Annotated in this window: 23 protein-coding genes and 1 riboswitch; of the genes, 14 read left to right on the forward strand and 9 right to left on the reverse strand. The window is 64.4% G+C overall.

Annotated elements, in window-relative coordinates:
- The first annotated feature begins 153 nt into the window (after positions 1–153).
- The 3 genes from V3C33_12235 (at position 154) to V3C33_12245 (ending at position 4681) form a co-directional block, all read left to right on the forward strand.
- On the forward strand, positions 154–1488 hold the full coding sequence (locus tag V3C33_12235) for a glutamyl-tRNA reductase (GenBank protein XAS66265.1): 1335 nt from the start codon (positions 154–156) through the stop codon (positions 1486–1488).
- A gap of 140 nt (positions 1489–1628) precedes the next feature.
- Complete coding sequence (locus tag V3C33_12240) at positions 1629–2324, forward strand: hypothetical protein (protein XAS66266.1); 696 nt, start codon at positions 1629–1631, stop codon at positions 2322–2324.
- On the forward strand, positions 2321–4681 hold the full coding sequence (locus tag V3C33_12245) for a multicopper oxidase domain-containing protein (protein XAS66267.1): 2361 nt from the start codon (positions 2321–2323) through the stop codon (positions 4679–4681). Before V3C33_12240 ends, V3C33_12245 begins: the two co-directional genes overlap by 4 nt.
- Before the next feature lie 66 nt (positions 4682–4747).
- On the opposite strand, the gene moeB is transcribed toward V3C33_12245, so the two are convergent.
- Positions 4748–5956, reverse strand: a complete 1209-nt coding sequence (gene moeB, locus V3C33_12250; protein XAS66268.1) for a molybdopterin-synthase adenylyltransferase MoeB — start codon at positions 5954–5956, stop codon at positions 4748–4750.
- 84 nt (positions 5957–6040) lie between these two features.
- Between moeB and V3C33_12255 the strand changes: the two genes are divergently transcribed.
- The 3 genes from V3C33_12255 to V3C33_12265 are packed head-to-tail and all read left to right on the forward strand — an operon-like array spanning position 6041 to position 7315.
- Positions 6041–6709, forward strand: a complete 669-nt coding sequence (locus V3C33_12255; protein ID XAS66269.1) for a TetR/AcrR family transcriptional regulator — start codon at positions 6041–6043, stop codon at positions 6707–6709.
- Between the two features lie 50 nt (positions 6710–6759).
- The gene (locus V3C33_12260) at positions 6760–6984 is read left to right on the forward strand and encodes a DUF3107 domain-containing protein (protein ID XAS66270.1); all 225 of its coding nucleotides are present in this window, start codon (positions 6760–6762) and stop codon (positions 6982–6984) included.
- 28 nt (positions 6985–7012) lie between these two features.
- Positions 7013–7315, forward strand: coding sequence for a hypothetical protein (locus V3C33_12265; protein ID XAS66271.1), 303 nt, complete (start codon positions 7013–7015; stop codon positions 7313–7315).
- 36 nt (positions 7316–7351) lie between these two features.
- On the opposite strand, the gene V3C33_12270 is transcribed toward V3C33_12265, so the two are convergent.
- The 4 genes from V3C33_12270 to thiO all read right to left on the reverse strand — a co-directional run bounded on the left by V3C33_12270 (position 7352) and on the right by thiO (position 10463).
- Positions 7352–8017: a 4a-hydroxytetrahydrobiopterin dehydratase gene (locus V3C33_12270; GenBank protein ID XAS66272.1), complete on the reverse strand. Its 666-nt coding sequence runs from the start codon at positions 8015–8017 to the stop codon at positions 7352–7354.
- A gap of 60 nt (positions 8018–8077) precedes the next feature.
- Entirely contained in the window at positions 8078–8857 is a 780-nt protein-coding gene (locus tag V3C33_12275; GenBank protein ID XAS66273.1) for a thiazole synthase, read from the reverse strand.
- Between the two features lie 5 nt (positions 8858–8862).
- Entirely contained in the window at positions 8863–9099 is a 237-nt protein-coding gene (thiS, locus tag V3C33_12280; GenBank protein XAS66274.1) for a sulfur carrier protein ThiS, read from the reverse strand.
- Positions 9096–10463, reverse strand: coding sequence for a glycine oxidase ThiO (gene thiO / locus V3C33_12285; protein ID XAS66275.1), 1368 nt, complete (start codon positions 10461–10463; stop codon positions 9096–9098). Before thiO ends, thiS begins: the two co-directional genes overlap by 4 nt.
- Positions 10456–10576: riboswitch (TPP riboswitch) on the reverse strand. (Overlaps the previous gene by 8 nt.)
- Positions 10577–10602: 26 nt before the next feature.
- Here thiO and thiE point away from each other — a divergent pair.
- Positions 10603–11292: a thiamine phosphate synthase gene (gene thiE / locus V3C33_12290; protein ID XAS66276.1), complete on the forward strand. Its 690-nt coding sequence runs from the start codon at positions 10603–10605 to the stop codon at positions 11290–11292.
- Positions 11293–11360: 68 nt separating this feature from the next.
- On the opposite strand, the gene V3C33_12295 is transcribed toward thiE, so the two are convergent.
- Positions 11361–12035, reverse strand: coding sequence for a ferritin-like fold-containing protein (locus V3C33_12295; protein ID XAS66277.1), 675 nt, complete (start codon positions 12033–12035; stop codon positions 11361–11363).
- Between the two features lie 41 nt (positions 12036–12076).
- On the opposite strand from V3C33_12295, the gene V3C33_12300 reads away from it, so the two are divergent.
- The 3 genes from V3C33_12300 to V3C33_12310 all read left to right on the forward strand — a co-directional run bounded on the left by V3C33_12300 (position 12077) and on the right by V3C33_12310 (position 16513).
- Positions 12077–13591 carry an RNB domain-containing ribonuclease gene (locus tag V3C33_12300; GenBank protein XAS66278.1) on the forward strand — a complete coding sequence of 505 codons (1515 nt, stop codon included), beginning with the start codon at positions 12077–12079 and terminating at the stop codon, positions 13589–13591.
- A gap of 313 nt (positions 13592–13904) precedes the next feature.
- On the forward strand, positions 13905–15614 hold the full coding sequence (locus V3C33_12305) for a DEAD/DEAH box helicase (GenBank protein XAS66279.1): 1710 nt from the start codon (positions 13905–13907) through the stop codon (positions 15612–15614).
- 8 nt (positions 15615–15622) lie between these two features.
- On the forward strand, positions 15623–16513 hold the full coding sequence (locus V3C33_12310) for a DNA methyltransferase (GenBank protein ID XAS66280.1): 891 nt from the start codon (positions 15623–15625) through the stop codon (positions 16511–16513).
- 70 nt (positions 16514–16583) lie between these two features.
- On the opposite strand, the gene V3C33_12315 is transcribed toward V3C33_12310, so the two are convergent.
- Positions 16584–17192, reverse strand: coding sequence for a MarC family protein (locus V3C33_12315; GenBank protein ID XAS69733.1), 609 nt, complete (start codon positions 17190–17192; stop codon positions 16584–16586).
- Positions 17193–17200: 8 nt separating this feature from the next.
- A complete protein-coding gene (locus V3C33_12320) occupies positions 17201–18046 on the reverse strand; it encodes a PHP domain-containing protein (GenBank protein ID XAS66281.1) in 846 nt (281 codons plus the stop codon).
- 105 nt (positions 18047–18151) lie between these two features.
- Between V3C33_12320 and V3C33_12325 the strand changes: the two genes are divergently transcribed.
- Positions 18152–19744, forward strand: a complete 1593-nt coding sequence (locus V3C33_12325; protein XAS66282.1) for an aminopeptidase P family protein — start codon at positions 18152–18154, stop codon at positions 19742–19744.
- A gap of 109 nt (positions 19745–19853) precedes the next feature.
- On the opposite strand, the gene V3C33_12330 is transcribed toward V3C33_12325, so the two are convergent.
- Complete coding sequence (locus tag V3C33_12330) at positions 19854–20702, reverse strand: general stress protein (GenBank protein ID XAS66283.1); 849 nt, start codon at positions 20700–20702, stop codon at positions 19854–19856.
- 77 nt (positions 20703–20779) lie between these two features.
- Between V3C33_12330 and V3C33_12335 the strand changes: the two genes are divergently transcribed.
- Genes V3C33_12335 through V3C33_12345 form a run of 3 tightly spaced genes read left to right on the forward strand, consistent with a single transcriptional unit; the run spans position 20780 to position 23929 of the window.
- Positions 20780–22063, forward strand: coding sequence for a CBS domain-containing protein (locus V3C33_12335; protein XAS66284.1), 1284 nt, complete (start codon positions 20780–20782; stop codon positions 22061–22063).
- A complete protein-coding gene (locus tag V3C33_12340) occupies positions 22056–22790 on the forward strand; it encodes a DUF1003 domain-containing protein (GenBank protein ID XAS66285.1) in 735 nt (244 codons plus the stop codon). The genes V3C33_12335 and V3C33_12340 overlap by 8 nt, the downstream gene beginning before the upstream one ends.
- Positions 22791–22801: 11 nt before the next feature.
- On the forward strand, positions 22802–23929 hold the full coding sequence (locus tag V3C33_12345) for an Mrp/NBP35 family ATP-binding protein (protein XAS66286.1): 1128 nt from the start codon (positions 22802–22804) through the stop codon (positions 23927–23929).
- The last annotated feature ends 17 nt before the right edge of the window (positions 23930–23946 follow it).

Raw genomic sequence — 23946 nt, forward strand, 5'->3', positions numbered from 1 at the left:
GATTGTGCCCAAAAACGGCCTCAAAAGATAACGACAGCCTGTCATTCGCGGCTCCGGGAGGCAGTGCGGTGGCAGGAATCACAGGGCATGGTGTCCGGCATCGCCCCGCGGGGTTGTTCTACACGGCTGCGAAAAAGCTATGATTGATCTGCTGTGGTTCTTTTTTCATTGGTGGCTACACACGCCGACATCGACCTTGAGACCGTTGCTCAGCTGAGCAGCGGCGCTTCAGAGATCGCCACGTCCGCACTCTCCGGATCGCCGGCAGTGACGGGCGCGATTGTCCTTGCCACCTGCAACCGCTACGAAATCTATGGCGAAGCTCCCCATGTGGACGATGTCGAAGCTGCCCGGGCAGCGCTTGTCGCGCAGATCAGCGGCTTGAGCGGCCTCAACGAACAGCTTGTGTCCCGCTCGTTCAACACACGCACCGGCCCCGATGTCAGCCAACACCTTTTCGCAGTCAGCGCCGGGCTCGATTCTGCTGTGGTGGGGGAACGGGAAATTGCCGGTCAGGTGCGGCGCGCCCTCATCACTGCCCAACATGAAGGCACTGCCAGTTCCGGACTGGTCCGGCTGTTCCAGGCGGCGTCCAAAACAGCAAAGGACGTGGGCGCGCAGACTGCACTCGGTTCCAGAGGGCTGTCCATAGTTTCCGTGGCACTGGATCTCGCCACCGATCTTTCGGAGAACACCGACTGGTCAGAGAAGAAAGTGGTGGTGTTCGGTACCGGCGCCTACGCCGGAGCCACCATGGCATTGCTGCGGGAACGCGGCTGCACCGACATTTCAGTCTTTTCCTCGTCCGGCCGCGCCGCAGGCTTTGTTGCCACCCGTGGCGGGACCGCCCTGGACGGCGAATCCCTCCGCCCGTCTGTTGCCACCGCCGACGTCATGATCGGCTGCAGCGGTTCCGATACGCGCGTTGAGGCCGCAGAGCTGGCGCAGATCCGCGATGGGTCGCCCCGGCCTCTCGTCGCCATTGATCTCGCCCTCACGCATGATTTTGACCCGGCCGTGGGGGAGCTCGACGGCGTTGAGCTGCTGACGCTGGAATCCGTCCGGCTCGCAGCCCCCCAGGAGCAGGCGGAATCGCTTTCCCACGCCAGCAGCATTGTTTCAGGCGCCGCCGAGGCTTTTGAGCAGGAGCGGGAGGCCCGGTCTGTGGACTCCGCCATCGTGGCTCTGCGCCGCCACACCATGAACGTACTCGACGCTGAGATGGAAAAGGTCCGTGCCCGCCACGGCTGCACAGCTGCCGCCGAGGAAGTGGAATTCGCCTTGCGCCGGATGGTCAAGCAGCTCCTGCATGTGCCCACCGTCCGGGCCCGCGAACTCGCCGCCAACGGCCAGCAGGACAACTACGTCACGGCCCTCGAAACCCTGTACGGCATTACGGTGGAGCAGCCGGCCGCTGCCACGGCCGCCGAGTGCCCCGTGGGCCACACTGTGGCCGCGGACCCTGAAGGAACCCGGGAAACCGCCTAGGCACACTGCCCTGACGTGCGTTCCCGGGCCTTGGTTTGCGCGGGCAACTCCACCGCCCGATGCTTCGGCATCCCAAGCTTTCCATAGGGTGTCCAACGCAAAATGGACGCTGTCCGTGAAACCAATTTGGGGGCGCGACCATGAATCTGAGTACACGCACCATTTCAGGCCCTCTCCTGAGCCGCCGCCAGTTCGGTCTGGTGGTGGGCGGCGGGGCGTTCCTGCTGGTGGCCGGCGGGACGTACGGTGTCATATCGCGCAGTGGACAGGATTCCGGGGGCAGCGTTGCCACGGCGTTCGGAACCCTGTCCGTACTTCGCGCCGGACGCCTGGCCCGCCTGGATTCGCAAGGCCGGACGGCATTCCGGACGGTCACGGCCGCAGCCGCGCAGCTCACAGGAGGGACCGGTTCAGCGGCCGCTTTCAGCGGCGGACCTTCGTTGCGGCGCGTCGACAGCAGCCGGAAGGTCAGCACCGACAGCCACTCCCACGACGGTGGAACACTTCCCGATTCTGCGTCGCAGCAGCCTGCAAACCTCACGTGGGGTGACGTAGTAGTGCTTGAGGTGGAGCTCAACAACACCATGACGGAGCCGATGCTGTTCGGCCCGGGCCAGCTCCGTTTAAAGCTGCTCCCGTCGGCCATGACTGTAACGCCGCAGGACTCCGGCCGAGGCCCTGGTGCGCTTTCGCAGGGAACAACGGAGCACCTGTGGATCAGCTATCTGGCACCCCACGATTCCGTGGACATGGAGCTGGAGTATTCAGATCCGGTGCGAGACCAGACGCTGGCCCTTGCTCTGCCTCCCCTGACGATTAACCAAGGACGGCCATGACAACCATTAACGTCCACATCAATGAGGGATTCCTGCCGATGGTGGACGGGGCCTTGGTATACCACCGTGGCTTCGGTGACCGTCGGACATCGGCCTCCGACCCGGCACCGAGCCTCACGCTCAGCCCGCGCGTCGTCCTCCGGAACGGCTCCGTCGTGGCCAGCCGGAGCTACCCGCTGAACGCGGCCCTGCCGCCGCGTGGCCGCCCGCAGCCCGCACGGCCGGATCCGGCGAATCCCGGCCAGTTCCTGATCCGCCGTGCCCACTGGGCCAGCTACTTCCCGGAACGGACCCTTATCGCAGAAGCGGGCAGCATCATCAGCCTCCGGGTATCGAACAACCTGGCCCAGCCACACGCCCTGCAATTCCTCCACGCCGGACCTGGCGGCGGCCATGTGGGCACCGGGGAGATTGCGCCTGGCCGGACCAGAACCCTGGAATTCGAGGCACCTCCGGCAGGCACATACATCTACTGTGACCCCGGTGCTGATCCTGCCGATCCGGAAGCTGACCCTGTCCAGCGGATTCTCGGCTTGTTCGGTGCCCTGCTGGTGACCAATCCGGACGCACCGTGGCTCTCCGGGCCAGGCGGTACCGAATTCGAGCGCCAGTGGCTTTGGATCCTGCATAACGTCGATCCGAAATGGGCAGCGATCGCCGCCCGCCAAGGAATCGTGGATCCGGCCAAGACCCCTGCGTACCCCCGTTATTTCACGCTCAACGGCCGCAGCGGGTTCCAATCGCTGGGCATATCCACGGACGAGGAAGCAAACCGGATCCGCGAGGAAGAATCCATGATGTCCGGTTCAGCACGGGCTATTGACGTCCGCGACTTCAGCCAGGGCACCGCTTCGGGGACTGTCAGGACCGGGCAGCTGATGCGCTTCCTCAATGCCGGCATTGTCCATCACCAGCTGCATTTCCACGGCAACCATGTCTGGACGGTGCGGCGCAACGAAACCAATTTTCCGCGGTCCGGGGGCTCGGTGGATGCGGACGGCCACGTGGTGCTGCAGCAGTGGGAGGACGTCGTGGAGGTCCACCCGCTGGACCGGAAGGACTCTGTTCTTCCCTTGAGGCGTCCGCCCGAGGCCACCGACCAGGTGTGGAATGCACGGAACGTCGACTGGCAATACCCCATGCACTGCCATGCCGAACCGTCGCAGGTGGCCATGGGCGGGATGTATCCCGGCGGGCTGGTGGGACACTGGTCACTCGCTGCCCCGGTGCCGTCCACGCGTGAACCCGCGCACCACCTCTACCGCAGCCAGGTGGACTTCAGCTCGGACCAGATCCAGGAAGGCAGCCCGCAGACCGAGTTCCGCCAGGAGCCGCATGTAGCCCTCGACTTCAAATTCTTCAACCGGAAGATGACCTTCGACGACGGCGGCACGTTTGAGATATGGACGTTCGAGACAGCGACTTCCGGGCGAAGGTTTCCGGCACCCCTGGTGCGGCTCACCGAGGGACAGCTCTTCCACGGCACTGTGCATTCGAGCAAGAAAGTCCATACGATCCACTGGCACGGGATCGAACCGGATCCGCGGAACGACGGCGTGGGCCACACGTCCTTCGAGGTTTCCGGCAAATACACCTACCAGTGGCTGCCGGACCGCGGCCAGCCCGGGAATCCGAACGTCGGGGCCGCCGGCACGTACTTCTACCACTGCCACGTGAATACGACCCTGCACGTGCAGATGGGGATGTTCGGCCCCTTGATCATCGATCCTGCGGTACACCCGGACTTCCCGGTGGCGCCGGGCGCCCGGCGGGCCTTCGTCGACGGGCCCGAATACGACATTGACACCGAAGCGATCCTGGTTCCGTATTCTGTGGACCCCCGCTGGCATGAACTCAACCACGCCGCCGGGCTTTCAGGCGATGACGTGGGCCTGGACAGATTCGAACCCAAGCACTTCTATCTGCTTGGGGGCGAGTTTGCCCATCCGGACAGGAAAGTGGAAGGCCCGAGCTTCCTCTCCCGCATCCGGGCCAATGTCACGGCCGGAGCAGCAGGCAGGGTCAAACCCACTTTACTGCGCCTGCTCAATGGCAACTATTTCCCCATCAACGCCCGTTTCACCGACGCTGCAGGAAAGCGAGTCGCGATGGCAGAACTGATCGCCCAAGACGGCCGGCCGTTCCGCGACATCTCAAGACGGATTGGGGCCGCGAGGCCAATCTCCGGCGGGCAGAGGCCCCTGTTGACAAGCATCGTCAATTTTGGAGCCGGGGAGCGCTACGACATCATCCTGAAACCTCCGGCGCCCGGCAAGTACCGGCTGACAGTGGACCTTCTGCACTGGATCACGGGCGCCGTCATCGCCTCGCGGGAAGTCAGCATCATTGCGCAGTGATCTGCTCACACGGTGATCTGCCCATGCAGTGATCCGCCGGTCCAGTGGTTTTCCGGCAGGCGCCGTTCAGTACACCGGCTTTTCCTTTTCCACGTCCCTGACCCACGCCAGAATACCGCCGTCGAGATGGCTGACACGCTGGTAACCGGCCTTGCGGGCCGCAGCCAGCACGTTTGCTGAACGGGTGCCTGCCTTGCAGTGGAAGATGATGTCCTTGTCCTGGGGCAGCTCAGCCCAGGCCTCTCCCGCCAGGATCCTCCCCTGCGGGATCAGCACCGAACCGTCAATGCTGACGATGTCGTGCTCGCCGGCCTCGCGGACATCCACCAGCTCAAAGTCCTTCAGCCCGGCTTTCCTCGAGGCCAGCATGGTGGCCAGCTGCGTTGCCGTGACCGTGTGTTCAGCGTCAGTAACCGCCACCGGCGCGATGCCGCAGAAGGCCTCGTAGTCCGTCAGTTCGGTGATCCGTTCGGCAGCCGGGTCCTTGGACACCCGGATCTCCCGCCAGCTGCCGCCCAGCGCATCGAAAAGCGCCACCCGCCCCAGCAGGGAACGCCCGACGCCGGTGATCAACTTGACGGCCTCCGTCACCATGAGTGACCCGACGGCGGCGCACAACATGCCGAACACGCCGCCTTCGCCGCAGGACGGCACGGAACCCGCGGGCGGTGCTTCAGGGTAGAGGTCGCGGTACGTGGGGCCATGCTGTTCCCAGAACACACTGACCTGGCCGTCAAACCGGAAGATTGAGCCCCACACGTACGGCTTGCCCAGGATGGCCGCGGCGTCATTGACCAGATAGCGCGTGGCGAAGTTGTCGGCACCGTCGAGGATGAGGTCGTAGTCCGCAAAAAGCTCCAGGGCGTTCGTGGCATCAAGGCGCACGTTGTGAAGCCGGACGTTCACGAGGGGGTTCAGCGCGGCGATGGCATCCCGGGCTGATTCGATTTTGGGCCGTCCCACATCGGCTACCCCGTGGATCACCTGCCGCTGGAGATTACTCAGGTCAACGGCGTCGTCGTCAATGATTCCGAGGGTTCCCACGCCGGCGGCGGCGAGGTACAGGAGTGCCGGAGAGCCCAGTCCGCCCGCCCCGATGACCAGCACCCGGGCATTCTTCAACCTGCGCTGGCCCAGCGCGCCGATTTCCGGAATGATGAGGTGCCGCGAGTACCGTTCAACCTCGTCCGGGGTCAGCCCGGCCGCTGGTTCAACCAGTGCTCCAAGTGATGCAGGGGAAGCAGGGGAAGCAGCTGAGGTCAAAGTGGAAGCCATACTTCAATGTATGCCTCCAGATGCCGCCCGGTCATATTACTGCGAAGTAAAGTAGGTGTAACTGCAATTGAAAGTAGGCCAACAGTGGTTGACGATGCACCGGCTGATCGAGCTCCGGCCGGCGAAGTACCCGCAGGACAGACGCGTGCCGCAGGCCAGCGTTCGGCCCGGCTTCCGCGTGACGAACGCCGTGCACAGCTCCTGGCAGCCGCCCAGGAAGTCTTTGTAGCCAACGGGTACCACGGGGCAGCCATGGACGAGATCGCCGAAACCGCCCATGTGAGCAAGCCCGTGCTGTACCAGCACTTTCCCTCCAAGCGCGAGCTCTACCTGGCCCTGCTGGACAGCCATCTGGGCTCGCTGACCGAACTGATGCTGGGCGCCTTGAATTCCACGTCGGACAACGATGAACGTGTGCAGGCCGTCATGCGCGCGTACTACCGCTTCATCGACAGTGATGACCAGGCACACCGTCTGGTGTTTGAATCGGACCTCATCAACGATCCGGACGTCAGTTCACGGCTTGAGACGTTTAACAAAACGTTTGCCGATGCCATCGCGCGGGTCATCGCCGAGGACACCAAACTTCCGCTGCTCGAGGCACAGCTCCTGGGCCGGGGACTCGCCGGAATGGCGCAGGTCAGTGCGCGTTACTGGCTGGAAACCGACGGAAACCTTGATCTCGATGTCGCCAGCGACCTCATCTACCGTTTAGCTTGGCGCGGAATCTCTCGCTTCCCCAAAGAGTCCTAGACTACAAATAGAGAACACCCTGAAACTTTGATTGGCTGGGAGGCCTTGCTGTGGAAGTAAAGATCGGCATTCAGAACATTGGCCGCGAAATTGTGCTGGAATCGGCTCAGGATGCTGACGCTGTTGCCAAAGTGGTGGCTGAGGCCATCACCAAGGGCACGGAGCTGCGCCTGACGGACGAAAAGGGCCGCCTGGTCATCATTCCGGGCAATGTGCTGGGCTACGTTGAAATCGGCGCAGAGGAAGCCCGCCGCGTCGGTTTCGGCCAGTTCTGACACCCGTCCGCATCACCGAGGAGATCCCATGCTTTCCCTGATTATCGTTGTCCTGGTGACAGTGGCCGCGGGTTTTGTTGTCTGGGCCAATGACAAACGCCATGCAAAGTACGGCATGGCGTTGCCTGCGGGCGTCGCCGCGGCAGTCGGGGCGCTGAGCTGGATCATCTGCATCACGGCAGGCTTTGCTTACCAGCCGGGCCTCACCTGGATTCCGTGGATCCTGCCCATGGTTCTGGGTACCGCCGCTGGGGTGGCGGCCGCAATCCTGCTCGGACGCACCCGCGCCCGCCATGACACCCTGCGCCTGACCGCTGCCCTGAGACTCTAACGGCGACTCCAACGGCAGGCCTTTCCTAAGCAGGCCCTACAGGTCAGGTTCGTGGCCTTCTTCAGTACAGAGACACAGCCGGTTGCCCTGCGCATCCGTGACCACCACCCAGTCGGGTGCGTGGTCATGGTTCATTAAGGCCCCGGTACCGGCCGTCTTTTCAAGCGTGGGCCCGGACTCGGCCTTGGCCTGATGAATATCCAGGTGGATGCGGTTGTCGTTCGGGGTGTCTGTTTCCTGAAACCACAGCCCTGGCCCGCGGCCGTACGGGTCCACGAGATCCCCGAAGCGTCCCTTTCGGTAGCCCAGCGCGGCCTTCCAGACCTCGGCTATGCCCGCCGGATCGGCCGTATCTATTGCGAACTCCACGGTCCGGTACAGCCCGGGCTCGGGAGTGGCGCCCGCCGCCGCCGCCGCGTCGCTGGCTTCGGCCGCGGCACGGACATCCCGTGACGTGACCTCCGTTCCGGCGTCGTGCGAGCTGAAGCGGATAAACACCCGGTTGTACCGCCAGTCAAGGTCAGGGTGATGGTTCTGCTCTTCGGCCAGGCGTCCGACGGCGGCAATCAGCTCGAGTGCGCCGGCCGCCGTCGGCGTCTTATAGACAGTGACCAGACCGCCCAGCCGGTACCTCCAATCGGGCAGCGCCGAGAGGGCATCGTCGATCTGGAGGCGTGTGAGAATGTCGTCCTTGCCGGCCACGGCTGACTCCTTGGGGTGGTTCGGGATGAGCCGCCTAGATGTAGCCGGTATGGAGCGGGCTCAGAGAAATTCAACCCGGCCTTCCATGACCGATGACGCCAAGGCGTGCTCGCGGCGCGGAATCCGGCCGGCCGCTTTCGCCAGCCTACCGGCGATGACGGCGTGTTTGAAGGCCTCCCCCATCAGCACCGGGTTCTGTGCCCTGGTCACCGCCGTTGCCAGCAGTACGGCGTCGCAGCCCAGCTCCATGGCGAGGGCGGCGTCCGAGGCCGTGCCGATCCCCGCATCCAGCACCACGGGCACGGAGGCTCTGGCGACGATCAGCTCGATGTTGTGCGGATTGAGGATTCCCAGGCCGGTCCCGATAGGGGCGCCAAGGGGCATCACGGCGGTGGCGCCCAGATTTTCAAGACGCAGGGCCAGGACGGGGTCGTCATTGGTGTAGGCGAACACCTTGAAGCCGCGGTTGACCAGCTGCTCGGTGGCCTCCACAAGTTCCACGGCATCCGGCAGCAGGGTCTGTTCGTCCGCGATGACTTCAAGCTTGACCCAGTCCGTCTCCAGGGCCTCCCGGGCAAGCTCGGCCGTCATCACAGCGTCCTTGGCGGTGAAACACCCTGCGGTATTCGGCAGCACCCGGATCTTGTGGTCGACCAGCAGCTGGAACAGGGAACCCGTTTCAGCCCGCGAGTAGCGGCGCATGGCTACGGTAGTCAGTTCCGTCCCGGATGCCAGCAACGCGGACCCCAGCCCGTCAAGGCTCGGCGCGCCGCCGGTGCCCATGATGAGGCGCGAGGCAAGCTCAACCCCGTCGATAACAAGCGCATCTGTGGCTGTCATGCGGCTCAACCTCCCTGAACTGCTGTAACGAGTTCGACGTCGTCGCCCTCGGCGAGCGCCGTGACGGACCATTGGCTTCGCGGCACCACGTCGGAATTGCGCGCCACGGCTACTCCGAGTTTTTGACCGTCAGCGGCCTGGCCGTTGGCGGCAAGGCGACGCCCGGTGATCTGGCTGACCAGAGTTGTGACCGAAGCGCCATTACTGACAGCGTGGTGGGTTCCGTTCAATTTGATGTTCATGCTGATTCCTTGTTCGGGTCAATTGTGACTGTGGGCTCCGGTAGCCCCGGGCCGGTGAGTGGCTGGCTCCCGCGGCGCGTGCCGGAAAATCTGTCGGGCCTGAACACAGCCCAGCGGGCATCCGGCGTGCCGTCCATGAGCTGACGGCAGATCACTGCGGCTGCCGGGGTCAGCAGGACGCCGTGCCGGAAGAATCCTGTGGCAATGATCAGCCCGGGGATGTGGCCGCTGATTTCCCCGGCGCAGCTTCCCGCGGGCACCCTTCCCGCGGAGACCCTGCCCAGCAGCGGCGAATTGTCCGGCGTGCCCGGCCGCGCACGGGCGGTGCACTCCAGCAGTTCAAGTTCGGAGACGGCGGGAACCAGTACCTGGGCGTCGCGGAGCAGCTGGTAGACGCCGCCCGCCGATACGGCATTGACCGAACCCAACGCCTCCGCGGCCGACAGCCCGTCCTCGCGCTGGGTGGCACCTATGACAACAGTTCCATCCTGCCGGGGCACGATGTACACCGGCACGCCATGGACCAGGCCACGGACCGTGGAGGTGACGAGCGGGCGGAGGTGTCGGGGCACGCGGAGCCTGAGGATGTCGCCGTAGACCGGCCGCAACGGCAGTTCAAGCCCGGCCGGGAGCCCGGCCAGTGAGGCAGCGTCAAGTCCGTTGGCCACGATGGTCTCGCCGGCTTTGACGGTGCCGCCGCCGGTCAGGCGGACGCCGGATACCCGGCCGGTCTCCCAGAGGAGCCCTGTGGCGCGCTCCCTGAGTGCGTAACCGCCGGCCGCCCCGTCTACCCAGGTGCCGGCGTCGCCATGATGGCTGGCCAAGGAGCCGGCGAACCGGGCCAGGAGCTTCCGAGGATCTACCTGATGGTCTGCCGGGATATCCATGGCGCAGGAAATTCCAGGGCTCAGGAGCGGCTCGCGGGAGCGGGCTTCCCTGATAGTCAGCGGTTCAACGTCCAGGCCGCTGGTCCGCTGGACGCCGCGGAGATCCGTGAGGGCCCGCCGGTCCGCAGCATCAGCGCCGACGGCGAGCGTCGGCGTCGTGAGGTATCCGGTGTCAGCTGCCGCCCCGGGCGCGGCCCCGGCGAGCGCCGCAGCGAATTCGGGCCACCGGGCCGAAGACTCGAGCATCAGCTCCAGAAGCCCTTCCTCCTGGTAGTGCAGCTCGCTGACCGGGGCGAGCATGCCAGCGGCCGCCCAGCTGGCTCCGGAACCCGGGGCGTCATCAATCAGCACCACTGAACGTCCGGAACGCCGGGCCTCCCAGGCAATGCCGTGGCCGATCACGCCGCCGCCGATCACCGCGACATCTGCGTGCAGGACAGCGGGGCCGGGCCCGGCTCCGCGGGGTGGAGAGGTCATGGATATTCCTTCCCTACGCCGGTACTAACCGGATCAGGTCAAGCGGTCGGCACTGACGCCCTCTCAGCCCTGCAGCTTTGTGACAGCTGCAGCGGGCTCCCGCGGTACGTGTCCAGTTTAGAGGAACTAGGCTGGTGCCATGAACGTGCACAACGTCCACTCCACTGCCCGCCTTTACCTTTGCACCGACGCCCGAAAGGACCGCGGCGACTTTGCCGATTTCGTGGACGCGGCATTCGCCGGCGGCGTGGACATCATCCAGCTCCGCGACAAGACAATCGAAGCGGCCGAAGAACTTGAGCTTCTTCAAGTCCTGCAGGCCGCAGCACACCGCCATGGCCGGCTGTGGGCTGTTAACGACCGCGCCGACATCGCCTCGGTATCAGCCGCCCCAGTGTTCCACATCGGCCAGAAGGACCTGCCGTTGCGTTCCGCCCGGAAGCTCCTCCACGACGCCACGGTGATCGGGATTTCCACCCACACACCGGAACAGATTGACGCCGCCATCGCGGCCTCGCCGGGGCGCAGCGGGCTCGACTACTTCTGTGTGGGCCCGGTCTGGGCCACTCCCACCAAACCGGGCCGGACCGCCGTCGGGCTTGATCTGGTGACGTACGCGGCACAGGCCGTGACGAAAGCCGACGCCGACACGGTGGGAGGCGTGCTGCTGCCCTGGTTCGCAATCGGCGGCATTGATCTGGGGAATGTGGAACAGGTTGTTGCGGCAGGGGCCCGGCGGATCGTAGTGGTGCGGGCCATCACTGAAGCCGACGATCCCGAAGGCGCCGCGACCGCCCTGCTGGAAGCGCTGGACGCCGCCGGCTCCTAACGGAAGCCTCCGGCAGCTGGCCGCTGTTGACGGCTGCCCCGGCGGCATTACTCAGCGGCGCGGTCAGATCAGCCTGTCATTCCCAGCTGCACCATGCGGCGGGAGTGGTTTTCGGCAACCTCGGCCCTCAGCCTGCCCACCAGTTCCTTCGCATCCTCAGTGTCCGGGCCGCCGGTCAGCCCGTCCAGGAACGCGTGTTCGAAACTGACCCGCTGTGCCTGTGTGAGTGCCTCGCCAACGAGGCGCCTGCCCCACAGTGCCAGCCGGGAGGCAAGCCTTGGGTCGTCCGCCAGCGCGCTTTTGAGCCGTTCCCGCAGGACTGCGGTGGCGTCACCGGACGACTCGATCTGCTGGATCAGCTCCCGCGTATCAGGGTCCACATACTTTGAGACCGTGCGGTAGAAATCAGCCGAGACGGTTCGGACGACGTAGGCCTTCATCAGGGATTCGTACCAGTCCGCTGGCCTGGTCCGCTCATGGAAGTGGTCCACTGACGCCTGGAACGGAAGCATCGCGTCCTCAGCGTCAATTCCCATGCCCTCGAGCTTCGCGCTCACCAGTTCGTAGTGCTGGAATTCAATGACGGCAATCCGGCCGAAGACCGCACGGTCGTGGAGTGACGGCGAATAACGGGCGTCCGAGGACATCCGCTCGAACGCGGAGAGCTCGCTGTAGGCCATTACCCCGAAGAGGTCCGCAACGAACCGGTAATAGCGCGCCGGGTCAGCCGAAGATGTGCTCATATTCCAAGACTAATCGCCGAAATCGGGCTACCCTGATTTTCGTGCCACATCATCGCATCGCCCCCAGTGTCCACGAACTGTCAAACGAGCTCGCGGAAGCCCTGAGCGCGCTGCGCACCGAGCTGGTGCTGCCCGGGCCCTACCCTGAGGACGCGCTCAAGGACGCCGAAGCTGCAGTCTCCGGACATAAGCTTCCTGACCTGGACCTTACGGCGGTTGATTTCCTGACGATTGATCCGGAATCGTCCACTGATCTGGACCAGGCGCTGTTCCTTGAACGCTCCGGCGACGGCTACAGGGTGCTGTACGCCATCGCGGATGTTCCTTCGTTCGTGGCTCCGGGCGGAGCCCTCGACGCCGAGACCCGCCGGCGAGGACAGACCTTTTATGCCCCGGACGGCCGCATACCGCTGCACCCCGAGGTCATCAGCGAGCAGGCCGGCAGCCTTCTGGCCGATCAACTCTGCTCGGCGTTTGTGTGGGAATTCGAACTCGATCAGGCCGCCAACGTCTCCTCAGTTCGGGTCCGGCGGGCACAGGTCCGGAGCCGGGGCAAGCTCAACTACAGGGGTGTCCAGGCCGAGCTCCACTCCGGAACAGCATCGCCGGTGCTTCGGCTCCTGAAGGAGGTGGGGCTCAAGCGCGTAGAGCTGGAGCGCGCCCGCGGTGGCGCGAGCCTGAACATGCCGGATCAGGAAATAGAACAGCTGCCCGACGGCGGCTACCGGATTGTGGCGGCACCACAGCTCCCGGTGGAAGACTGGAATGCGCAGATTTCGCTGATGACGGGTATGGCCGCAGCAGACCTCATGCTCGGGGGCAAAGTGGGGATCCTGCGCACCATGCCGGCTCCGGACGAACGCTCCCTGCGCCACTTCAAGCGCCAGACCGGGGCGCTGGGGAAACCCTGGGATGGCAAGATCAGCTACGGCGTGTATCTGCGGACACTCGATCCCACGGACCCCAGACAGCTGGCGATCCTGCACTCGGCCGGCATGCTGTTCCGGGGTGCCGGCTACACCCCGTTCGACGGCGCCGTCCCGGACGATGCCCTCCAGTCGGCAATCGGTGCCGCCTATGCGCACACCACCGCTCCGCTGCGCAGGCTGATTGACCGGTTTGTCCTGGTTATCTGCGAAGCCCTCAGTAACGGTCAGGAAGTGCCTTCGTGGGCACGTGAAGCGTTGCCGTCGCTGCCGGAGATCATGGCGTCCTCTGACCAGCTGGCTTCCAAAATGGAACGCATGGCACTGGACACCGTTGAGGCCGCCCTGCTCATCAACCACATCGGCCAGGAATTCGATGCGGTTGTGATTTCCGGATCGAAACCGGCCCGGAACAACGGCAAGGGGAACGGCAACGGAACCAATGGCGCCGGCTCTGCCAACGGTCAGGCGCCTGTCTACGGCGCAGGCCCATCCGGGATCATCCAGATTGCCGAGCCCGCAGTCACCGCCAGATGCGCCGGCGAGATGGAGTCAGGGACAAAAATCCGGGTCCGGCTGATCTCTTCCGACATTGCCACCCGTGAGGTCCACTTCGAGCTGGTGACCTGATTCTCCGCGCCGTCTCCGGTCCTCCTGCGCGCCGCACCGGCAGCGCCAGTCAATGATTTCAGCTGCGTACAGTTAGACTGAGGAAGTAGTAATGGATGCCCGGTCGTTGATTTCAATCATTTTCGAATTCAACAAGCCCGCCCCTACGCGATCTTGAGAGACACCCGCTGGTCACCAGTGCCAGCATTTAGATAGCCCGCGATCGGCTTCCACTGGATTTGCTTGCGCGCCAGAGCGTGCTCCGGAACGGCCACTTCGGCCGGCCCCGTTGAGCAGGCAGCGCCAATGCCCAAATGAATAAGGAAACTCCACTGTGAGTGAATTGCATACCCACCAGCTTCTGACTGACGACTCCGGCATCGAGACGATCGAGCCGGAAGAGACCATTATTTCCGACGAAAAACCGCACGAGATCGCGGAGATGTCCTTCGCTGACTACAACGTCCGCGCCGACATCGTAGAGTCTCTTGCCGACGCTGGAATCACGCACCCTTTCCCCATCCAGGCCATGACCTTGCCCGTAGCCCTCTCCGGCCATGACATCATCGGCCAGGCCAAGACCGGTACCGGCAAAACCCTCGGCTTCGGCATCCCGGCGCTGCAGCGGGTTGTTGGACCGGACGACGCCGGCTTCGACAAACTCCCGTCTCCGGGTGCACCGCAGGCCCTGGTCATCGTGCCTACCCGCGAACTGGCCGTCCAGGTAGCCAACGATCTCCAGAACGCTTCCCGCAAGCGGAACGCCCGCATCACCACGATTTACGGCGGCCGCGCTTATGAGCCCCAGGTCGAGGCCCTCCAGAAGGGCGTTGAAGTGGTTGTCGGAACCCCCGGCCGCCTGATCGACCTCTACAAGCAGAAGCACCTGGTCCTCAAGAACGTCAAAATGGTGATCCTGGACGAGGCCGACGAAATGCTGGACCTCGGCTTCCTGCCTGATGTGGAGACCCTTATTGCCGGAACGCCGGCCGTCCGCCAGACCCTCCTGTTCTCCGCCACCATGCCCGGCCCGGTCATCGCCATGGCCCGCCGCTACATGACCCAGCCCACGCACATCCGCGCCGCAGATCCGGATGACGAAGGCCTCACCAAGCGCGATATCCGCCAGCTTATCTACCGTGCACACAGCATGGACAAGATCGAAGTGGTTGCCCGCATTCTCCAGGCACGCGGCCGCGGCCGCACCATTATCTTCACCAAGACCAAGCGCACCGCCGCCAAGGTTGCCGAGGAACTCGTGGACCGCGGCTTCGCGGCCGCCGCCATCCACGGCGACCTCGGCCAGGGCGCCCGCGAACAGGCTCTTCGTGCCTTCCGCAACAACAAGGTAGACGTGCTGGTGGCCACCGACGTTGCTGCCCGCGGTATCGACGTTGACGACGTCACCCATGTCATCAACTACCAGTGCGTGGAAGACGAGAAGATCTACCTGCACCGCGTTGGACGCACCGGCCGCGCCGGCAACAAGGGCACCGCCGTCACGTTCGTTGACTGGGACGACATGCCGCGCTGGGGCCTGATCAACAAGGCACTTGGGCTGAGCGTCCCCGAGCCCGTGGAAACGTACTCCTCCTCGCCGCACCTGTTCTCCGAGCTGGACATCCCCGAAGGCACCAAGGGCCGCTTGCCGCGCAACAAGCGCACGCTGGCCGGCGTCGACGCCGAAGTCCTCGAAGACCTGGGCGAGACCGGCAAGAAGAACGCCCGCTCCGGCGGACGCGACGGCGGCCGGGACACTGGCCGTGACAGCGGACGCTCCGGGAGCCGCGACAGCGGACGGTCAGACAGCCGCCGCAGCGGCGGCGATGCGGGCGGACGTTCGGGAGACCGCCGTCGTACCTCCGAAAAGACTTCAGCGTCGAACGGAACCGGATCTGCCGCCGAAACCCCCGCAACGGGACCGTCCGACGGCGAGCAGCCGGCACGCGCGCGCCGCAACCGGACCCGCACCCGCCGCCGTAACGGCGAAGTGGTGGCCGGCGGCGACGCAAACGGCACTCAGCCGAGCAGCACCGAGGCATAAAACCCTCAATGACTGACACTGTCTGGGCGCCGGACGGCAGCAACCTGGTGGTACACGCGGATAACGCGGAGTTCCTCCCCACGCTGCCGGACGGCGCCTTCACACTCATCTATGTGGATCCGCCGTTTAATACCGGCCGGGCCCAGCGCCGCCAGGAAACCAAAATGGTGCGCAACGCCGACGGCGGCGGCGACCGCGTCGGATTCAAGGGCCGTTCCTACGACACCATCAAGGGCGCCCTGCACAGCTACGATGACGCCTTCAGCGACTACTGGTCGTTCCTTGAACCCCGTCTCATCGAAGCCTGGCGGCTCCTTGCCGATGACGGGACCCTGTACCTGCACCTGGACTACCGCGAGGTGCACTACGCCAAGGTGATGCTGGACGCCATTTTCGGCCGCGAGTGCTTTCTGAACGAGATCATCTGGGCCTACGACTACGGCGCACGGGCCAAGTTCCGCTGGCCCACCAAGCACGACAACATCCTCGTGTACGTCAAGAACCCGGCCAGGTATCACTTTGACAGCGCAGAAGTGGACCGGGAGCCGTACATGGCGCCGGGCCTCGTCACCCCGGCCAAGCGCGAGCTTGGCAAACTGCCCACCGATGTCTGGTGGCACACCATCGTCTCCCCCACGGGCAAGGAAAAGACCGGCTACCCCACGCAGAAGCCGGAGGGGCTCATCCGCCGTGTCGTGGCCGCCTCCAGCCGCCCCGGCGACTGGTGCCTGGACTTCTTCGCCGGCTCGGGGACCCTTGGGGCCGTAGCGGCCAATCTGGACCGGAAGTTCGTCTGCGTGGACCAGAACCAGCCGGCCATCGACGTTATGGCCAAGCGCCTCGCGGCCCACGCCACATTTACCGCCTTCCCGCCCGCCCTGCCTGCTCCGCCAAGCTGATGCGCTATCACTTGGCGTCGCTCTCAGCGCCTCATAGCGACGCTAACTGATAGCGCAACGGGAGGGGCGGTCAGCCCCAGCTCATGATGAAAGCGTGCACAGCATCGGCGATCATCTGAACTGCAATGGCTGAGAGCAGGAGGCCGGCAATCCTGGTCACCAGCTCCACGCCGTTTTCGCCAAGTACCCGCTGAACTACTCCGGCGAACCGCATGGCGAGATAGAGCGAAGCGAGTGTGACGGTGATACCCAGGCCAACGGCAAGATATTGGGCCGGGACGCTGGACCGCTGGACAAAAACCATCACAGCCACAATGGCTCCGGGGCCGGCCATCAGCGGTGTCCCCAGCGGCACAAATGCCACGTTTTTGTACTTCGCGGCGTTCTCCTCGCCGCTGGTGGAACCCGTCAGGAGCTGCAGGGCTATCAGCACCAGCAGCAAGCCTCCGGCCCCCTGAAGTGCCGCCAGCGAGATGTGCATGTAGTTGAGAATCGACTGGCCGAAAATCGCGAAGACAACAATAACGCCGGTGGCCACGAGCAGCGCCTGAAGGGCGGAGCGGTTGCGGTCCTTTGCCGTCATCTGGGCGGTCAGCGACATAAAAATGGGCACTGTCCCCGGCGGATCCATGATCACAAAGAGAGTCACGATGACCGAGGCAAAAAGCTGCAGGTCAATCCAGTCCATCAACGCACCACTGCAGTTCCTGTGCCAAGCTCCTCGATCCGGGCCAGTACGTCCGGAGGGGTGAGATTCTCGCCGAGCAGATTCGGCTTTCCCGTTCCGTGGTAGTCAGAGGAACCGGTCACGAGCAGGCCGTGCCGTGCTGCGAGTCCGCGCAGGAACCCGCGTCCTTCCTCCGGGTTGTCCCGGTGATTGATCTCCAGGCCAGCCAGGCCGGCGTCGATCATTTCCAGGTACGTATGCTCCGCCACGATCCGTCCGCGGCCGGACGCCACGGGGTGAGCGAAGACGGGTACGCCGCCAGCGGCGCGGACCAGTTCGACAGCGGATGCCGGATCCGGCGCATAATGCTGCACAAAGTACCGCGAATGCGAGGTGAGAATAGACGCGAACGCCTCATTTCTGTCCGCCACCACACCCGCGGCAACCAGGGCGTCAGCAATGTGCGGACGGCCCAGCGTGGCACCCGGCGCCATGTGATGGATCACATCGTCCCAGGTCAGGGGGTAGTCTTCGGCCAGCAGGGTGACCATCCGCTCGGCCCGGGTCAGGCGGGCGTCCTTGGCTTTGGTGATCTCCTCCAGAAGCCCGGCGTGCAGAGGGTCATGCAGGTAACTCAACAGGTGAACGCTGATTCCCTCCACCGTCCGGCAGGAGACCTCCATGCCCGGCACCAGCGCCACCCCACATGCCAACGCTGCCCGTGACGCTTCTTCCCACCCGGATGTGGAATCGTGGTCCGTCAGGGCGATGACGTCCAGCCCCGCCTCTGCGGCGGACGCCATAACGTCGGCGGGGGCTTCCGTGCCATCGGAAACATTCGAGTGGGCATGCAGATCTATCCTCACCTGCCCAGCCTAGTAGACAGAGCACTCACGGTGGCCGATCGACGCCCGGTCCGGACAGCAAAGCTGCGTTGGCCTAAGGCGTGCCGCTGGTGAGACGATGGGACGGTGAACGATGCAGAAAACACCCCAACCGCCGAAAACACAGCTTCCCAGCCACTCGAAGAGCGCGTCAATAACCGCTCGCAGCGGCCCAGTTCAGCAGCATTCAAAGCCTTTATGGCCAGCAACTGGGCACCGTCCGAACAGGATCTGCCTGTCCGCGATGCCGTAGCCGGACATGCCGCAACCCGTCGCCGGGCCATTTCAGAACAGTTCAAGGGTGAACGTCTGGTGGTACCTGCAGGTCCGCTTAAGGTCCGCTCCAACGACTGCGACTACCGCTTCCGCCCCTACTCGGGCTTCGCCCACCTCACCGGGCTTGGCCTGGACCATGAGCCCGATGCCGTCCTCGTTTTCGAGCCGGTCGAGGAAGGCAAGGGCGACGACGGCAGCAATCACCACGCCACGCTCTTCTTCCGCCCGCTTGCAGGCCGGGACACCGAACAGTTCTACGCGGACTCGCGATCCGGTGAATTCTGGATCGGAGCCCGCCCCACGCTGGCAGAGTTCGAGGCCCGGCTGGGTCTTGCCACGGCGCACATTGCCGAACTCGAGATGGGCATCACCAAAAATGTGGGTGCACCGGAGATCGGCGGGATTTCCATCCGCCTGGTCCGCAAGGTCGACGAAAACATCGATGCCCTCGTGGACACGGCCCGCTACAACACGGCCAAGGATCCGGAAACCCTGGACATGGGCGTCCTGGACGCCCTTGACGAGAAACTGTCCGAGGCTCTCTCGGAACTGCGCCTGCTCAAGGACGAGTGGGAAATCGAGCAGATGAAGATCGCCGTGGCATCCACGGTGGAAGGCTTCGCCGAAGTAGTGAAGTCACTGCCCCGTGCCCTGACACACCAGCGTGGCGAGCGCGTTGTGGAAGGTGCATTCTTTGCCCGCGCCCGCGAAGAAGGCAATGAGCTGGGTTACGACACCATTGCGGCCTCGGGCAACAATGCCACCGTGCTGCATTGGACCCGGAACAACGGCAAGGTCAATGCCGGAGAGCTTCTGCTGCTGGACGCCGGTGTCGAGGCTGATTCGCTGTACACAGCTGACATCACCCGCACCCTCCCGTCCAACGGTGCGTTCTCCGAAATCCAGCGCAAGGTCTATGACGCCGTCCTGGACGCCGCAGATGCCGGCTTTGCTGCGGCGCAGCCCGGCACCAAGTTCCGGGACATCCACACGGCAGCCACCACGGTATTAGCAGAACGGCTGGCCGAGTGGGGCCTGTTGCCGGTCACCGTCGCGGAGGCCATCAGCACCGAAGGCCAGCAGCACCGCCGCTGGATGCCGCACGGCACCAGCCATCACCTGGGCCTTGACGTCCACGACTGCGCCCAGGCCAAGCGTGAACTGTACCTCGACGGCGTACTCACCGAGGGAATGGTATTCACCATCGAGCCCGGCCTGTATTTCAAGAACGAGGACCTCGGCATCCCTGAGGAATACCGTGGCATCGGCGTCCGCATTGAGGACGACATCCTGATGACCGCAGACGGTCCGGTCAACCTGAGCGCCGCGCTCCCCCGCAAGGCGGACGACGTCGAATCATGGATGGCGGGGATTTATCAGGAGGCCAACGGCGAGGCTTCCTAGGGCAACGGACCCCCGGGCTGCACGCCGGTTCTGCAAGCCGGGGGCAAGACCAATAAAGCGAGGGTCACCGGTTTTCCGGCGGCCCTCGCTTCATGTTGCGGCGCAGGTGCTACTTCTGGTTCTCGTCGTTGCTCTGCGGTGAATTTCCCTCGGGTGTCTTGGGCTCGTCCGAGACGCGGACGCCGTACTGCGGGCGGCCGTCCGGCAGGTCCGGGTAGCGGACGGCCGCAACGGGGGCCTGGGCCGGAGCGGGTTCCTGTTCAGCACCAGGCGTGGCCGGCTGCTGCGGCCCCTGCACCGGCGTCTCCGTCGGTTTCTGGCCGTAGGGATCGTTCCAGCCGACCGGCCTCTGCGGCGCTTGGCCCTGTTCCTGGCCTGGCCGCTGATAGGGCTGGTTCTGATGGTCGCGCTGGGTGTGGGCAGCCGGCAGCGTTCCGGAGGAGGCATCCGACGGCGTCATGGGCAGTTGCTGGAGCAGGCGCCGCGCCTCATGGGCGGCCTCGAGTGACACCACGACGTCGTAATTAGTGGCCACCACCTGGTTCGTGGAGGTGAAGTCCCGTTTTCCGCGCTGCATGGCGTACGTGACGATGCCGAACAGCATGAAGAAAGCCGCGCCCATCAGTACGGATGTCAGGATGGAGAAGTACCCTCCGGTCGGGGAGAAAAAGGACAGCATTACACCAACAAACAGGCCAAACCACATGCCGCTCAGCGCCCCGGACAATGCCACCCGCGGATAGCTGAGCCGGCCCGTAACGCGCTCCACCATCTTCAGGTCATTGCCCACGATGGACACCATCTGCACGGGGAACTGCTGGTCCGCGAGGTAATCCACTGCCTTTTGCGCGTCCAGGTAAGAGGTATAGGAACCGACAGTGTCTCCGGACGGGACAGTGCGGGATTCGTCCTGGCCATCGCGGGCACCGGCCTTGGGAGCACCAAAAATGTTTGACATGTACCCATTCTTGCCCATAAGCATGTGTGCCGCCTGCAAATTCAGCTAAAAGAGAGCAGACTCGGTAGCCTGTAGAGGTGAGCACAAATCTTTCGCGCGTGTTTGTTGCGCGCCTTTTGGGACTGGACGTCTTCGACCCCCTGGGCGACCGTCTGGGCCGGTTGCGCGATGTCGTAGTGCTTTCACGCGGAAACCGCGGTGCCCCCCATGTGGTGGGCATCGTCGTCGAAGTTCCCGGCAAAAAGCGCGTCTTTGTGCCGATGACACGGATCACGTCCATCGACCAGACCCAGGTGATCTGCACCGGACTGGTGAATCTGCGCCGCTTCGAACAGCGGGGCGCCGAGACTCTGGTGGTGGCCGAGATGTTCGACCGTCGTGTCACACTCACAGATGGCAGCGGCGACGCCACCATCGAGGACATCGCCATGGACCAGCACCGCTCCCGCGACTGGTTCGTCAGTAAACTTTTTGTCCGCCGCGGACACTCACTATCGCCGCTGAGCAGGCTCCGCCGCAACGAGACCATGATCATCGACTGGGCTGACGCCCATCAGGGCGCCCGGACCGAACGGCAGGCCGCTACCCAGTTCGTGGCCAATCACGAGGACCTCAAGCCCGCTGACTTCGCCGAAGCCCTGCAGGAGATGAGTGACAAACGCCGCTTCGAGGTGGCCAGCGAGCTTCAGGACGAACGGCTGGCCGACGTCCTGCAGGAACTGCCGGAAGACGACCAGGTGGAAATTCTCTCCGCCCTCGATGTCCAGCGCGCGGCGGACGTCCTCGAGGAAATGGATCCGGACGACGCCGCCGACCTTCTGGGAGAGCTGCCCACCGCCCAGGCCGAGGAACTCCTGCAGCTTATGGAGCCCGAAGGCGCCGATGACGTCAGACGGCTGCTCGAGTACGACGAAGACACTGCCGGCGGTCTCATGACGCCTGTACCGGTCATCCTCCCCCCTGAAGCAACCGTGGCAGAGGCACTCGCACACGTCCGCCGCGAAGAGCTTTCGCCCGCGCTGGCCTCGTCCATTTTTATTACGCGTCCCCCGCTGGAAACACCCACCGGACGTTTCCTGGGGGTGGTGCACATCCAGCAGCTGCTGCGCTTTCCGCCCTTTGAACCGCTGGGAAACCTGGTGGACAAGAACCTTGAACCGCTCTCGGACCAGGCCCATATCAGCGAGGTCGCCCGCACCCTGGCAACGTACAACCTGAATTCCCTCCCGGTGGTCAACGACGCCGGACGGCTTGTGGGGGCGGTGACTGTTGATGACGTATTGGATCATCTGTTGCCGGATGACTGGCGGGCCCATGATGGAGACGCCCCGATAAGAAGACTGGGAGGCCGCATTGGCTGAGAACAACGCAGCGAAGAGTTCCAGCCAGCGGCCCTTCGGCAAGCCCGCGGGCAAGTCAGCGGACAAAGGCAGCCTCGATACCCCTTTGAGCGGGCGCCAACGGATCCTGCCCAAGTTCTCGCCGGACCCGGATGCCTTCGGCCACGCCACGGAAGGCTTCGCCCGGTTCATGGGCACGCCGCAGTTCCTCGTCTACATGACGGTGTTCTGTGTTTTCTGGCTGGTCTGGAACACCTTCGCACCGGAAGCGTGGCAGTTCGACTCGAAGGCGCTGGGCTACACCCTGCTGACGCTGATGCTCTCACTCCAGGCTTCCTATGCGGCTCCGCTGCTGCTGCTTGCCCAGAACCGTCAGGACGACCGCGACCGGGTGTCCCTCCAGCAGGACCGCCAGCGCGCGGAACGCAATCTTTCCGATACCGAGTACTTGACCAGAGAGCTTGCATCCCTCCGCATCGCCCTGCGTGAAGTGGCCACCCGGGACTATGTCCGGGCTGAACTCCGTACCTTGCTGGAGGACATGCTGGAGGCCCAGGAAGAACTCCGTACCCACGATCCCTCAGCGCCCGGAAGCCATGAATCCCCGCGCGAAAAGGTCAAGGAGAAGCTGAAGGAGAAACGGGACAAACAGCGCAATCCCCGCACCCAGCAGATCCCCAAGGTCCGGCCCGCGCGCACGGCCCCGGAGCCGGGACTTCCGCAAAACCCTGCAACCCCCGAAAGCTGAGCCCCGCCTGCATGAGTGTCTCCCTGGCCCAGGCAGTTAACGCTGCACTGGCCACCGTCATCGATCCTGAACTGCGCCGTCCCATCACCGAGCTCGGCATGGTGGATTCGGTGGAGATTTCCGACGACGGCCGGGTGCGGCTTGCCGTGCTGTTGACCATCGCCGGCTGCCCCCTGCGCGAAACCATCACGGCCGATTCGGAAGCCGCGCTGACCGCGGTTCCCGGCGTCACCGCCGTCGAGGTTGAGCTGAAGGTCATGAACCAGGCGCAGCGGGATGCGCTCAAAGAACAGCTGCGCGGTGCGGGCGGGCAACGCGGCATCCCCTTCAACAAGCCCGGTTCGCTGACCAAGGTGTTCGCGGTGGCCAGCGGCAAAGGCGGCGTGGGCAAGTCTTCGGTCACCGTCAATCTGGCGTGCTCTCTGGCCGCCCAGGGCTTGAGGGTTGGCATCGTCGACGCCGACGTCTACGGTTTTTCGGTCCCCTCGCTGATGGGCATAACCCAGGCTCCCACCCGGGTGGACGACATGATCCTGCCGCCGGTTGCATACGGGGTCAAGGTCATCTCCATCGGTATGTTTGTGACCGGCAATCAGCCGGTGGCCTGGCGCGGGCCCATGCTTCACCGCGCGCTCGAACAGTTCCTCACGGACGTCTACTTTGGCGACCTCGATGCACTGTTCCTGGATCTCCCGCCGGGCACCGGCGACATCGCAATCTCGGTGGCGCAGCTGCTGCCCAAGGCCGAGATCCTGGTGGTCACCACCCCCCAGGCCGCAGCCGCCGACGTCGCTGAACGCGCCGGCGCCATTGCCACCCAGACGGGCCAGACGGTAGCCGGCGTCATCGAGAACATGTCATACCTTGAAATGCCCGACGGCGGCCGGATGGAACTATTCGGAAGCGGCGGCGGAGCGGTGCTCGCCGAACGCCTCTCAGCGACTGTGGGTACTGACGTCCCGTTGCTGGGGCAGATACCACTGGATATTCTGCTGCGCGAGGGCGGCGACACGGGCGAGCCGATCGTGCTGGGTCGTCCGGAAACGCCGGCAGCCAAAGCACTCACCGAGATCGCCGGCAGACTATCGGCGAAACCGCGCGGGCTCACCGGGTTGAACCTGGGGCTGCAGCCGCGCTGACCGGTGATTGAGCCGGT

It is taken from the genome of Micrococcaceae bacterium Sec5.7 (assembly GCA_039636785.1).
In the GTDB taxonomy this organism is placed as follows: domain Bacteria; phylum Actinomycetota; class Actinomycetes; order Actinomycetales; family Micrococcaceae; genus Arthrobacter.

What these genes read in the sequence shown, in the direction of transcription:
- V3C33_12310 (XAS66280.1), top strand. Translation starts at nt 15,623, where the DNA reads ATGACTGACACTGTCTGGGCGCCGGACGGCAGCAACCTGGTGGTACAC.
- V3C33_12240 (XAS66266.1), top strand. Translation starts at nt 1,629, where the DNA reads ATGAATCTGAGTACACGCACCATTTCAGGCCCTCTCCTGAGCCGCCGC.
- V3C33_12330 (XAS66283.1), bottom strand. Translation starts at nt 20,702, where the DNA reads ATGTCAAACATTTTTGGTGCTCCCAAGGCCGGTGCCCGCGATGGCCAG.
- thiO (XAS66275.1), bottom strand. Translation starts at nt 10,463, where the DNA reads ATGACCTCTCCACCCCGCGGAGCCGGGCCCGGCCCCGCTGTCCTGCAC.
- V3C33_12295 (XAS66277.1), bottom strand. Translation starts at nt 12,035, where the DNA reads ATGAGCACATCTTCGGCTGACCCGGCGCGCTATTACCGGTTCGTTGCG.
- V3C33_12245 (XAS66267.1), top strand. Translation starts at nt 2,321, where the DNA reads ATGACAACCATTAACGTCCACATCAATGAGGGATTCCTGCCGATGGTG.
- thiS (XAS66274.1), bottom strand. Translation starts at nt 9,099, where the DNA reads ATGAACATCAAATTGAACGGAACCCACCACGCTGTCAGTAATGGCGCT.
- V3C33_12345 (XAS66286.1), top strand. Translation starts at nt 22,802, where the DNA reads ATGAGTGTCTCCCTGGCCCAGGCAGTTAACGCTGCACTGGCCACCGTC.
- V3C33_12265 (XAS66271.1), top strand. Translation starts at nt 7,013, where the DNA reads ATGCTTTCCCTGATTATCGTTGTCCTGGTGACAGTGGCCGCGGGTTTT.
- thiE (XAS66276.1), top strand. Translation starts at nt 10,603, where the DNA reads ATGAACGTGCACAACGTCCACTCCACTGCCCGCCTTTACCTTTGCACC.
- moeB (XAS66268.1), bottom strand. Translation starts at nt 5,956, where the DNA reads ATGGCTTCCACTTTGACCTCAGCTGCTTCCCCTGCTTCCCCTGCATCA.
- V3C33_12275 (XAS66273.1), bottom strand. Translation starts at nt 8,857, where the DNA reads ATGACAGCCACAGATGCGCTTGTTATCGACGGGGTTGAGCTTGCCTCG.